The organism is Desulfobacter hydrogenophilus, from assembly GCF_004319545.1.
Lineage (GTDB): Bacteria > Desulfobacterota > Desulfobacteria > Desulfobacterales > Desulfobacteraceae > Desulfobacter > Desulfobacter hydrogenophilus.
Map to the genome: position 1 here is coordinate 2,531,417 of NZ_CP036313.1, position 12,459 is coordinate 2,543,875.

Annotated in this window: 13 protein-coding genes; 12 read left to right on the forward strand and 1 reads right to left on the reverse strand. The window is 47.0% G+C overall.

All coding sequences use genetic code 11. From position 1 onward, the window contains the following. Positions 1-12: 12 nt before the first annotated feature. Positions 13-213, forward strand: coding sequence for a cold-shock protein (locus EYB58_RS11165; RefSeq protein WP_004071947.1), 201 nt, complete (start codon positions 13-15; stop codon positions 211-213). Positions 214-290: 77 nt separating this feature from the next. On the opposite strand, the gene EYB58_RS11170 is transcribed toward EYB58_RS11165, so the two are convergent. After that, positions 291-701, reverse strand: coding sequence for an FAD-dependent oxidoreductase (locus EYB58_RS11170; RefSeq protein WP_163354592.1), 411 nt, complete (start codon positions 699-701; stop codon positions 291-293). A gap of 214 nt (positions 702-915) precedes the next feature. Here EYB58_RS11170 and EYB58_RS11175 point away from each other — a divergent pair, with 214 nt between their 5' ends. The 11 genes from EYB58_RS11175 to EYB58_RS11225 all read left to right on the forward strand — a co-directional run bounded on the left by EYB58_RS11175 (position 916) and on the right by EYB58_RS11225 (position 12,453). Beyond that, positions 916-1,917, forward strand: a complete 1,002-nt coding sequence (locus tag EYB58_RS11175; protein WP_111952869.1) for an ABC transporter ATP-binding protein — start codon at positions 916-918, stop codon at positions 1,915-1,917. A gap of 305 nt (positions 1,918-2,222) precedes the next feature. Then, on the forward strand, positions 2,223-2,984 hold the full coding sequence (locus tag EYB58_RS11180; protein WP_111952875.1) for a SurA N-terminal domain-containing protein: 762 nt from the start codon (positions 2,223-2,225) through the stop codon (positions 2,982-2,984). A gap of 12 nt (positions 2,985-2,996) precedes the next feature. Continuing rightward, positions 2,997-3,941, forward strand: coding sequence for a SurA N-terminal domain-containing protein (locus tag EYB58_RS11185; protein WP_111952878.1), 945 nt, complete (start codon positions 2,997-2,999; stop codon positions 3,939-3,941). 37 nt (positions 3,942-3,978) lie between these two features. After that, a complete protein-coding gene (mgtE, locus tag EYB58_RS11190; protein WP_111952881.1) occupies positions 3,979-5,343 on the forward strand; it encodes a magnesium transporter in 1,365 nt (454 codons plus the stop codon). A gap of 7 nt (positions 5,344-5,350) precedes the next feature. After that, on the forward strand, positions 5,351-6,166 hold the full coding sequence (gene recO, locus EYB58_RS11195; protein WP_242637630.1) for a DNA repair protein RecO: 816 nt from the start codon (positions 5,351-5,353) through the stop codon (positions 6,164-6,166). Next, positions 6,163-7,203, forward strand: coding sequence for a GHMP family kinase ATP-binding protein (locus EYB58_RS11200; protein ID WP_111952887.1), 1,041 nt, complete (start codon positions 6,163-6,165; stop codon positions 7,201-7,203). The genes recO and EYB58_RS11200 overlap by 4 nt, the downstream gene beginning before the upstream one ends. A gap of 20 nt (positions 7,204-7,223) precedes the next feature. Next, on the forward strand, positions 7,224-7,481 hold the full coding sequence (locus EYB58_RS11205) for a hypothetical protein (protein WP_020587528.1): 258 nt from the start codon (positions 7,224-7,226) through the stop codon (positions 7,479-7,481). Further along, positions 7,450-8,226 carry a nucleoside phosphorylase gene (locus EYB58_RS11210; protein ID WP_111952890.1) on the forward strand — a complete coding sequence of 259 codons (777 nt, stop codon included), beginning with the start codon at positions 7,450-7,452 and terminating at the stop codon, positions 8,224-8,226. Before EYB58_RS11205 ends, EYB58_RS11210 begins: the two co-directional genes overlap by 32 nt. Further along, on the forward strand, positions 8,216-10,240 hold the full coding sequence (gene ligA, locus EYB58_RS11215; protein ID WP_111952893.1) for an NAD-dependent DNA ligase LigA: 2,025 nt from the start codon (positions 8,216-8,218) through the stop codon (positions 10,238-10,240). Before EYB58_RS11210 ends, ligA begins: the two co-directional genes overlap by 11 nt. Positions 10,241-10,698: 458 nt before the next feature. Continuing rightward, the gene (locus tag EYB58_RS11220) at positions 10,699-11,175 is read left to right on the forward strand and encodes an ATP-dependent zinc protease family protein (protein WP_111952896.1); all 477 of its coding nucleotides are present in this window, start codon (positions 10,699-10,701) and stop codon (positions 11,173-11,175) included. 30 nt (positions 11,176-11,205) lie between these two features. Next, the gene (locus tag EYB58_RS11225; RefSeq protein ID WP_111952899.1) at positions 11,206-12,453 is read left to right on the forward strand and encodes a RimK family alpha-L-glutamate ligase; all 1,248 of its coding nucleotides are present in this window, start codon (positions 11,206-11,208) and stop codon (positions 12,451-12,453) included. Positions 12,454-12,459: the final 6 nt, after the last annotated feature.

The window sequence follows — 12,459 nt, forward strand, 5'->3', positions numbered from 1 at the left end:
GAGATAGTCGCAATGGCAAATGGGATCGTAAAGTGGTTTAATGATGCAAAGGGATATGGATTTATTGAGCAGGAGGAGGGACCTGACGTATTCGTGCATCATACCGGTATCAATGCAACAGGCTTTAAATCTCTTAATGAGGGTGACCGGGTCACTTTTGATGTAGAGGACGGACAGAAAGGACCTGCAGCGGTCAACGTAACTGTTCAGTAAGTCAATTCTCAAAGGGTTTTTGAACGATGATTCTGTTCAGGAGCCCTTTTTCTGTGCCTATATTCTTTGTTTTTTCTTCAAAATTCGCAGGCAAATGTGCCTTTGTCAAATAATTGTCTGAGCAGATGGCTTGAATATAACAACAATGTGTATTTGTTTTTTGCGGCTCGCTTCATATGGTTTTTACGACAGCTCAGGGCGAAACGCAAAAGAAAAGCCATGCGGTCCATGTACGGTACCGGCTTGATGTAAAGGGGGCTTGTGTCGAGAAACGTTCGGATGATTTCCGTGGAGACAACGGCAGGGGCGTAAAGTGTGATCACATCACTGAAAAAAAGCAATCCGCAGCTGCCGTGGGAAGCCCCGGAACCAATCTGTTTTTCTTCTATAATCGTGACGTTTGCGCCCTGGGCCATCAGATAATAGGCACAGGCAAGTCCAATGATCCCGCCACCAATGATAATTATGCCTTTTTTGTCTGTGATCACAATCCATGTCTCTATATTTTAAAAAAAGCAAAATAAAACAGATTTTGTAATTTTTCAACCGAAAAAATGTATTTTGTTATTTTATTTTTGGTGGTTATTCCTCTGAAATACGACGTCTGGCGTGGCGTGAATCTACCAGTTGTATTTTGAACATCTACCATGCTATTTTCGGGTATAGACTATTTGCAAAAGCGCGTTTTACGGGAAAGGATGAATGGAACAATCAGACTATGCAGCAAACCTCCGGCCGATTCTGGATATCCAGCATTTGAAAAAATATTTTCCCGTCACCTCGGGTCTTTTTATGCGCCGGACCGGTAATGTTCATGCGGTGGACGATGTCAGTTTTTCTGTTTTCAAAGGAGAAACCCTTGGTGTTGTGGGAGAATCCGGGTGCGGAAAAACTACGTTGGGCCGGTGTATCATGGGGTTGTATCCTTTGACCCAGGGTCGCATTCTTCTGGATGGGAAACCATTGTCCGCCATGACTCCGAAAATGCGTAAAGCGTTTTCAACCCGGGCGCAGATGATTTTTCAAGACCCTTTTGAATCCTTAAACCCCAGGCAGACCGTACGTCAGATCTTGGAAGAAAAGTTTCGTATTCACGGGGTGTCACGACCGAAAACGGCTACGCAGATTGAGTCATTACTGGATCAGGTGGGGCTTGATCCCGGGGCTTTGAGCAAATATCCCCATGAGTTTTCAGGGGGGCAACGCCAGCGTATCGGTATTGCCCGGGCCATCAGCATGACCCCACAAATAGTTATCTGTGATGAACCGGTTTCCGCCCTGGATGTTTCAGTTCAGTCAAAGATTTTGAATTTGTTGCTGGCGCTGCAGTCTGCCATGGGCTTGACCTACCTGTTTATTTCCCATGATTTGTCTGTGGTCCGCCACATGTCTGACCGCATCATTGTTATGTACCTGGGCCGTATTATGGAAATTGCTGATGCCCAAAACGTATATAACCATCCGGGCCATCCTTATACAAAGGCATTGTTGGAGGCAGTTCCCGTCGCCGATCCGGATCATTCTTCAAGCAGAACCCCGCTGAAAGGAGAAATCCCCTCTGCTGAGCATCCCCCTCCGGGCTGCAGGTTTTCTTCCCGGTGTCCTGTGGCCCGATCTTTGTGTTTTGAAAAGACGCCAATGCTTTCTGTCTGTCACCATGACCCGGGGCATCTGACGGCCTGTCACTTCCCCCTATCCGATTAACCTGTTTTTTCCAAGTCCCTTAACAGCCTTAAGCATTGGGTGTTTTACCATGAAGGACATGAAACGTATGAAGAAAATATATCGGAAAATCGATCTCCATGTCCTTTATGCTCTTCATGGTTTTATGGAGCAGGCAATGGTTTTGAGGGGGTTGCGAAAAAACAGGCATAATGCTAAAAGTTTCCCCAATTTAAGGAAACAGGCCATGACGTGTTTCCTCTTCTGTTTTAAAAATGTTAAAGGAAAAATTCCCAAAATAAATAGATATAACGGCTTATGGCAGTGGGTCACAATGGGAATATGAAATGAACGGCATTGCAAATATTTGGTATGACATAAAAGACGTCAATGGATTTCCAAGGAAATTGTTAAGTCCCTTGTCTTTGGGGGCTTTATGGCTTATGGCCGCAAGTATTGTAATTATAATTGGATCCGGATGTACAGATCAAAAAAGAGTTGAAGAAAAAGGCAGTATCATTAAAGCAGGCACCGTGGAAATCAGCCGGGCCGACTTTGCCCGGGAACTGGAGGTCAAACAGGCCAACTATCCCTATGATATCAAAGACAGTCCCAGAGAATACAATGCCATGGTTCTGGATCTTGCTTCTGATCTGTCTGATGAGGTTGTGCTGCTGGCTGCAGCTGCGGCCAAAGGGATTGATGTTAGTGCCAAAGAACTTGCCGCTGCCGTCAACGACTTTAAACATGACTATCCGGAAGACAGCTTTGACCAAATGCTCCTTGAAAGGGCCATATCATATACTGTCTGGAAAAATAGGTTAAAAAAGGATATGGTCATCCAAAAATTAATCATGCAGGATTTGGTGGCGTCCCAGGAAATTCATCCCGAAGACATGATAGCCTTTTATGACCGTTTTGCAGGACAGACCGACGCCCAGGATCATAATAATTCAAACCTGCTGGATGAAAAAAACTTGGTGCTTAAGTTGCGGATGGAAAAAAGTCAGGAAGTCTTTGGCGAATGGTTGCAGGGGATACAGGATAGTTATCCCGTGCACATTGATAGGCGGGTATTAATTACCTTTTTAATAAACGTTGAAAATTAATAAGGCGGATGTATGGAAAAAAAACGAAACATAATTTTAATAATTTTTCTACTTGGTCTTTTTGGGGCGGCAAATTGCCTGGCCCAGGAGGTGGTTGACCGGATAGTCGCCATTGTAAATGACGATATTGTCACCCTGTCCCAGCTTGACATGGCAGCGGCTCCGTACCGGAAAAATATTGATACATCCCAGGAGTCTTCGGCCCGAAAAAAAGAGATGACGGCACAAATGCATACCCAGGTCCTTAATCAACTGGTGGAAAGCAGTTTGGTGATTCAGGAAGCAGAACGAATGGGCATTACCGTGGATGATGCGGATGTGGACAGGGCCGTGGAAAATTTTAAAAAGGAGCATAATCTCGATCAGGAAAGTCTGAAACTCGGTCTGGCCGCCCAGGGTATAACCCTTGAGCAATACCGTGAAAACATCAAGGAACAGATCCTCCAGAGCATGATCGTTTCAAGGGCTGTCCGTGCCAAGATCGTTGTCACGGATGAGGAGATAAAAGCGTATTATGACACCCATTATCAGGAATTTAAGGCCAAGAAAAAATATCATTTGAAAAATATAATCGTAAAGGATGCAACGGCGCTTTCCATGGTCCAGGGAAAATTGGAAAACAAGGTTGATTTTTCACAAGTTGCCAAAGACGATTCAATCGGCTCCAATGCGTCTTCCGGTGGTGAACTCGGTACATTTGACATATCAAGCTTCAGCAATGAGATCAAAGTGGCGCTTGAAGGGGTTGGCAAGGGTCAATACACCAAGCCCGTTGATATGGGAGATTCTTTTCAGATTCTTTATGTGGCGGATATCATTTTATTGGGACAGGGCCCTGTACAGAAAGAGGTGGAAAAGCAGATTCAGGATATTTTGTACCGGGAGTACGGGGAAACCCAGTTCAAAAAGTGGATGGAAGATCTTAAAAACAGTGCACATATTAAAATAATGCTTTAAATGCCTTCAATGCGGTCTGCCTAAAGGAAATTTATCCATGCAAAAAGAACAAATTCTGATACTTGAGAACAGCATTACAAGGTTGCTGCGCCGGGGGGCCAACAAGCAGCTGCTCAATATCATAAAAAAAACCCACATGGCAGACCTGTCCATTGTTTTTGAAAATTTGACCCCCCTGAACCAGGAAAAGTTGTTCAACCTGCTGGACAATCCCGATGATATCGGCCTGCTGTTTTCGCACCTGTCTGAAAAGACCTTTGTGGCGGTTGTCAAAATCGTAGACTTCGATAAACTGGTTACGGTTTTTGACCACATGCCTTCGGATGATGCTGCCGAATTGCTCGGATGTCTGGACGAGGAACTGTCCGACAAGATTCTGTCCAAAATGAAAAAGGAAGAATCGTACAATGTTGAGCAGATCATGAGCTATGAGGAGGATAGTGCCGGCAGCCTCATGGTTAAGGATTATGTGGCTTTGGAAGAAGACGTCAAGGCCAAGGAAGTGATCGAAGCTCTGCAGAACAAATATCTTGATGTTGAGATGCCGTTCTACATCTATGTGATAGATAACTATGGCAAGCTTGTGGGAGTCAGTTCCCTTCGTCAGCTGGTGGTGGAATCCCCTGATAAACCCCTTAAAAGTTTCATGTCCACGGATATTGTATCGGTCAAGCCTTATACGGACAGAGATGTTGTGGCCCGTCTGGTTTCCCGGTATGATTTTCTGGCCATACCGGTTGTGGACGATGACAATCGAATTATCGGTATTGTGACCGTGGATGACGTTATCGACATCCTGCATGAGAGCGCCACCGAAGATATGTTGAAAATGGCTGGTGTGGGCGAAGATTATGTTGAGACCCAATCCATTCTTAAAGGTACGCGGATCCGGCTGCCCTGGATGTTTGCCAGCTGCCTTGGCGGAATCGCCAATTTTTTTATCATCGGTCGGTTTGAGTCCACTTTAGTCCAGCTGACAGTGCTTGCCGCTTTTATGCCCATCATCATGGGTATGGGGGGTAACATCGGTACCCAGAGTGCCACCATTGTGGTCCGGGGGATTGCCACGGGCCGGGTGAATATTCGGGATTTTGTCAAGGTCATTTCCAGGGAACTTGGCGTGGGTTTTCTCTTAGGGATAACCTATGGCGGTTTGATTGCCGCTGTGACCAAGGTCTCCTTTATGGCCGAATCCTTCTCTTGGGCATTGTCCGTGGTCGTTGGATGCTCAATTTTGTCTTCCATGACTGTGGCTGCTTTTGTGGGGACCTCGGTGCCTATGATTTTCCAGCGGCTCAGTATTGATCCGGCTGTGGCCACAGGTCCCTTTGTCACCACCACCATGGACCTTATCAGCGTTTACTGCTATTTCACGATTATAAAACTGCTGCTTGGTTTTTGATAAGAATATGGGCGATTTCAGCACAGACGCCATACTGCTTCGTAAAGTTGAATATGGAGACCATGACCTGATCATCACCTTTCTGACCCGGGACAAAGGAAAGATCTGTGTGATGGCAAAAAACGCAAAAAAGAGCGTGCGCAGATTTTCAGGTGCCATGGATCTGTTTTCGGTGAATCATATCCAGTGCGCCTTTCCCAAAAAAAACAGGGACGCCATGATCAATTTGTGTCAGACGGTCCTTGAAAACGGGTTTTCCCATATCCGGTATGATGTGGTGAATACGGCCTATGCCTCCTACTGGACGGAAATTGTCACCCAGTGGCTGGAAGAGGGTAAAGCCCAGCCCGATATCTTTGAACTGCTCTACACGGCCCTTGAAATGGTGGATGATGGCTTTATCCGCACCGAAGTGATCAGCCTGCTGTTTCAGATCCGCTTTATGCGGTTGTCCGGGTTTTCTCCTGGGCTTGACCAGTGCGATGCCTGCTGTACAGGTATAGAGGCAATTGATTCGGCCAGGCTTTGGTTTGATTTCAAAGCGGGGCGGGTGGTTTGTCCACAGTGCAAAGGCAATATGCCAGGGTCACAGGAACCTGCCGGACCTTTCGGTGGCCGAGCCCAGGGGTGTTGGGTGTCCAAGGGAACCCTGAAGCAATTGTCCTGGATCAATACCGTAGAGATGGCACGAGCAGACCGTATTAAGTTTTCTCCCATTGCCATCAAAGAGGGCGAAATCCTGCTTGAATCCTTTATTCCCTTTCATATCGGTCGACATTTCAATAGTTTGAATTTTTTATACAAAATGAGATCTGAAATATGAATCTTGCACCAATACTTGAAAAAAAACAGATACATGTGTGTGTCCCCTGCCGCATTGATTTCGGCGGTACCCTGGATATTTCCACCTTTTATCTGCCCCTGGCAGACCTTAAGCCGGCGACTTTGAACCTGGCCCTTGACATGCGCACCCATGTTTATCTATCGCCGGGGGAACAAGGGCGGATTAAAATTTCTTCCAAGGGTTTTGATACCATTGACCGCAGCCGGGATGACAAAGGATGGGACGGTCCCATGGGGCTGATGTTTGCGATTTTTCAATATTTTAATGCCCATGGGGTGCATCTGCACATTGAATCGGAATCGCCCGTCCGAAGTGCCCTTGGTGGGTCTTCCTGTGCTGCCGTGGCCATTATTGCCGCCGTTTACACCGCCTTGGAAAAACAGATCAATCCCGAACATATTGCCTGGCTGGCCCATTATCTGGAAGGCGCCGTGGCAGGGGTGCTGTGCGGGATCCAGGACCAGACGGCTGCCGCATTTGGCGGGGTGAACCTGTGGGAATGGAGATTTGGGCAAAAAGGCCCTGAATTTTTGCGCTGCCCGGTGTTTGATTCCCATGAAAAAATAGAAAAATTGAATCACCATCTTCTGGTAGCCTATTGCGGCATTCCCCATGAATCCAGTGACGTTAACTCCCGCTGGGTGAATGATTTTAGATCAGGCCGGGCTTATGATGCATTTGAACAGATCACCCGTCTTACACGGCAGTTCACCCGTGCTTTGGGTGCTTTTTCCTTTGAAGAGGCCGCACAATTGATGAACCGGGAAACCGCCATTCGTTGTGAAATCACCCCGGATGTGCTGGATAATACCGGTATAAAGCTGTGGGAATCAGCAAAGGCTAAAGGCTGCGGGGCCAGATTCACAGGTGCAGGGGGCGGGGGGTGTCTGTGGGCTATTGGGGAGGAAACAGATATTGATAAGCTGAAAACACAGTGGCAGGAAATTCTTGATCCTATAGAGGGGGCAATGGTACTGGATACGGCCATCGACCCCAAAGGAATTTGTGTTCATTAATAAATATAAGGAGACAAAATATGGCAGGATATGATCCCGAACAGGATAAAAAGATAGCCGAGTGGAAAAATGAGGAAACCGGATTGATCATCTCCATTATGCAGTATGGTCAGGGTGAACCCAAACTACAGGTCGGCCCCAGAATTTTGAAGAAAAAGGACGGCTCAGACCGGGCGCCCATGAAGGCGGGTCGGCTCTCTGTGGAAGATGTCATGTGGCTGTATGACATTATTGATGAGGTTAAAGATGAGTTATCCGACATGGTCGGACCTGAATAGCCCTTCAATTGTTCCGCCGTTAGGGCAAAGACAAGCAAAGAGCGTGGGGCCGGCTGCATTGATGGTTAGCGCGGACCCGGACATGGGACTGATCCGCCAGGGATTTGGCAAGTGGCAGTCCCGCGCTTTTTTTAACAGCAGTTTGCTGGTTAAACCAGAAGCCCCTTTGGGGATGAGTGTAACAGGTCCCTATATTGGGGCGCCCTATGGGGTGATGCTGCTGGAGTCATTGATTGCAAAGGGGGCCAGGGCCGTTATTGTTCTTGGCTGGTGTGGCGGACTTTCTCCGGATTTTTTCCCGGGTGATCTGGTGGTGGTGGAAAACGCCTTGGTGGATGAGGGAACATCCCGGCATTATATGGATTTGTCGGGGCCCCTGCCGGCGGTTAAAGCTGATGCCCGTCTTACCGCAACGCTTGCTGCTGCCCTTGGCGCAGCCGGGCTTGAGTCCTATACCCATGCCACCATCTGGAGCACGGATGCCATTTACCGGGAAACACCTGAAAAAGTGTCTTGGTACAAGGATAACGGGGCCTGTGCCGTGGAAATGGAGTGCTCGGCCCTGTTTGCAGCCGCTGCGTTCAGGAAAGTTCCCATTGCCGCGTTACTTGTGGTGTCCGACAGCCTTGGCCGGGCAGACGGTGCCTGGGACCCGGGTTTTAATAAGAAAAGGTTTAAAGTTATGCGTAAACAGGCCTGTGGCGTTGCCATGGCATTGACAGGGAAACTTGCCCATGGATTTTGAGACATGCCGAATTGAGGCGCAAAAATTGCGCCGGGAATTGACGGAACACAGTTACCGCTATCATGTGCTGGATGATCCTGTCATTGATGATCAGACCTATGACATGATGTTGCGGCAACTCATTGACATTGAAACTCGTTATCCTGAGCTTGTCACTGGGGATTCCCCCACCCGCCGCATCGGGGCCCCGCCCTTGACCGCCTTTCACACGGCTCCCCATTCGGTCCCCATGCTCAGCCTGGACAATGCCTTTAATGATCAGGAAATCCTGGATTTTCATGCCCGGTGTCTGAAAATTTCCGGGGCCCATACCCTGACCTATACGGCAGAACCCAAGCTGGACGGCGTGGCTGTGGAATTGACCTATGAAAACGGGGTGCTGGTTTTGGCCACTACCCGTGGGGACGGATACACCGGCGAGGTGATTACGGAAAATATCAGGACCATCCGGTCCGTGCCCCTGCGTCTGAAAGACAATAAAACAACTGTCCCCGATTTTATTGAAGTGCGCGGAGAGGTAATCATCCGGCATAAAGATTTTGCAATGCTTAACCAACGCCGCATCAATGAAGGCGAATCTGTTTTTGCCAATCCCCGAAATGCGGCCGCAGGTTCCCTGCGTCAGCTGGATTCAAAGATAACAGCCCAGCGACCTTTGACCATATTTGTTTATGGTGTGGGTATGGTGCGCGGTCTTGTTTTTTCCACCCAGGCTTTGATGCTTGAATACCTTTCTGATCTGGGGTTTCCGGTGAATCCGCTTATCAAAAAAAGTATCTCAATCCGACAGGTGCTGGAAAATTTCAAGTATCTGGAAAGCCTTCGTCCTGAACTGGCCTATGACATCGACGGCATGGTGATTAAGGTGGATGATATTTTAATCCAGCAGGCCCTGGGTGAAAAAATTAAAAGTCCCAGATGGTCCATTGCTTATAAATTCCCGGCCATGGAAAAGACCAGCAAAATATTGGATATCACGGTCCAGGTGGGCCGCACCGGCACCCTGACCCCTGTGGCGGAACTTGAGCCGGTGAATATCGGCGGTGTCATGGTTTCCAGGGCCACCCTGCACAATGCCGATGAGGTTAAACGAAAAGATATCCGCATCAATGACACGGCATTGATCACACGGGCAGGGGACGTGATCCCCAAGGTAGTGAAAATTATTCCTGCGGCCCGTACCGGCGAAGAGACCGTGTTTGTGATGCCCGACATCTGTCCGGTATGTGGTTCCAGGGTAAGACGCCTTGACGGAGAAGTTGCCGTTAAATGCATCAATATTGAGTGCAGTGCCCAGATCAAGGAGCGTATCCGCCATTTTGTATCCAAAAAAGCGTTTGATATGGACGGGCTTGGCAAAAAACTGGTGGAACAGCTGGTGGATCAAAAACTTGTAAATTCGTTTGCCGACCTTTTTCATCTGGACCGGGATACCCTGGCAGGGCTTGAACGTATGGGGTTAAAGTCCGCTGATAATATCATTGCTGCGGTTGAGCAGTCCAAAAAGATTCCTTTTTCACGGTTTATTTTTGCTTTGGGTATTGATCATACAGGTGAGCATGCGGCCCGGCTTCTGGCCCAAACATTTGAGGATCTTAATGCGCTGATGGCTGCAGATACACAGACCATTAGTACCATTCATGGCATGGGTGACACCACAGCCCGTGCTGTCACCGGATTTTTCTCCATTGAAGAAAATATTAAAACGGTGGAGCATATACTTGATGCCGGTGTCTGCATTATCAATGATCTGTACGGTGAAGCCGATGAAAAGGATAACGCGTTTAGGGGAAAAATCATTGTGCTGACAGGCAGTTTTGAATCGATGACAAGAAATCAGGCCAAGACAAAGCTTCTGGCCTTAGGTGCAAAGGTCACAGGTTCGGTATCAAAGAAAACCGATATTGTTATTGCCGGCGGTAAGGCCGGTTCAAAACTTACCAAGGCCGAAGAACTTGGCGTCACTGTTTGGGATGAAGCCAGGCTTATAGAATTGCTTGGCGGCGGGGATTAAGGACTGCAGATTAACTAAGTTGGGTAGAAATAACGCCGAATTTTGGTTGATCTACAAGGCGCATTAAAGGTTAAATTGAGGCCTATTAGACCTTTGATGCAACGAAGTCGGTGGGCCAAAAGGCAAGCCATTTCGTTCAAGTTCTTTCATCTGCGGTCCTAAGGACATATATCTCAATATGCGTCCTGGGCCGGGCCTATATTACGAAGAAACATTTTGTACAAAATCTGTGGTATTTATTTTTTCCAAATCCCTGACATTTCTTTCCAGTGCGAGCATGACATCTCAATGCAGCTTGCAAGACTTAGGTCACAGCCCAAAAGGCAATCTCATGCGGATGATGAATGCCCCCCACCGTTGCATAAAAATTGTTTTTCTATTCTGTTTCTGGTAATTTACAAAATCCCTTTTTTCAATTTGGTTTAATTTAGTCAACCCCATTTTTGAACTGGAATAATATGGCAATCAATACTAAACCGCTTTTACCTGTTATTGGATGGCGTGAGTGGGTCTCACTTCCTGATTTAGGTGTTACATCAATTAAAGTAAAAGTGGACACAGGAGCCCGGTCATCTTCTGTGCACGCCATAAATCAAAGGCTATTTGAGCGTGATGGAGAAAAATGGGTACGGTTTCAAATCAACCCGTTACAGGACTCAACAGCTAATAAAGTAAATGTTGAAGCCAAGGTTATAGATTTTAGATCTGTTCGAAGTTCAAGCGGTGTTGCCGAAATGAGGCCGGTTATTGCAACCCGTATCGCAATATTGGACCAACTCTGGTCTATAGAACTTACGCTGTCTAACCGGGATGCCATGGGCTTTCGAATGTTACTTGGTCGGCAGGCGTTTCGTAAAAAATTTTTTGTTGATGCTGCGGGGTCTTATTATGGCGGCAAGCCCCAAAAGAAGAAATTGAATAAAAAAAATATATAGGGCATTCAATTGCCATAAAAGGAAAATCATATGAAACTTGCCATTCTTTCACGGAATCTAAAATGTTACAGCACTCGTCGTTTAAAGGAAGCTGCTGAGCAGCGTGGCCATACGGTTAAAATTCTTAATACGCTTAAGTTTGCCATTGATCTTGAACAGGGCCATCCTGATTTATATTTTCGGCAAAAGCAACTTTCAAGTTACGATGCCGTTCTTCCGCGCATTGGTGCTTCCATTACCTATTACGGTACTGCCGTTGTCCGGCAGTTTGAACAAATGGATATATTTTGTGCCAACACAGCGGCAAGTATTTCAAGATCCCGGGATAAGCTTCGCAGCCTGCAGATGCTTAGTCGACATCGTATTGGCATTCCAAAGACAACCTTTGTTCGGGATAAAAGAGATGTCCTCCCGGCCATAGAACGAGTCGGCGGGGCCCCTGTAATTATCAAATTGATAGAAGGGACCCAGGGCATTGGTGTGTTGCTGGCAGAAACGGTAAGTTCTGCTGCGGCAATCGTTGAGTTATTACAAAGCCAGAAGCAAAGTGTACTTATTCAAAAGTTTGTATCTGAAAGTAAAGGTCGTGATATTCGTGCCTTTATCGTCGGGGATCAGGTGGTGGGTGCCATGCGCCGGGTGGCTCGAGGACAGGAATTTCGAAGTAATATTCACAGGGGCGGTTATGCAGAACCGGTGGAGTTAGATGAATCCTACCGGGAGACTGCTGTTCGTGCAGCCCAGATCATGGGTCTTCAGGTGGCTGGTGTAGACTTACTTGAGAGTCAAGACGGTCCTCAGATTGTAGAGGTTAATTCTTCACCAGGTCTTGAGGGTATTGAGGGCTGTACTCGATTAGATATTGCAGGTGCCATTATTGATTATATCAGTGCCAAGGTTAATTTTCCCGAGATAGATTTGCGCCAGCGACTGACTGTCAGTCGAGGCTATGGTGTTGCTGAAATATATATACCTGAAGGTTCTGATTATATCGGAAAAAAAATTTGTGATTCCGGATTAAGGGAAAAGGATATTTCAGTATTAACCTTGTACCGCGATGCCAAAGTCATTCCAAACCCACGATCCCAAAGAGAACTTGAAGCCGATGACAGGCTTTTGTGCTTTGGGAAACTTGAATCCATGAAAGAACTTATTCCGGCAAGGATCAGAAAGAAAAGAAAATCAAAAGTTAAGGCATTACCTGATTTGCCCGTTGCAGAAGAAGCGGTGAATCGTGAGAACGATTATGAAGGCAATTCTATCCAAGAGGAAGATTAGGGTCGC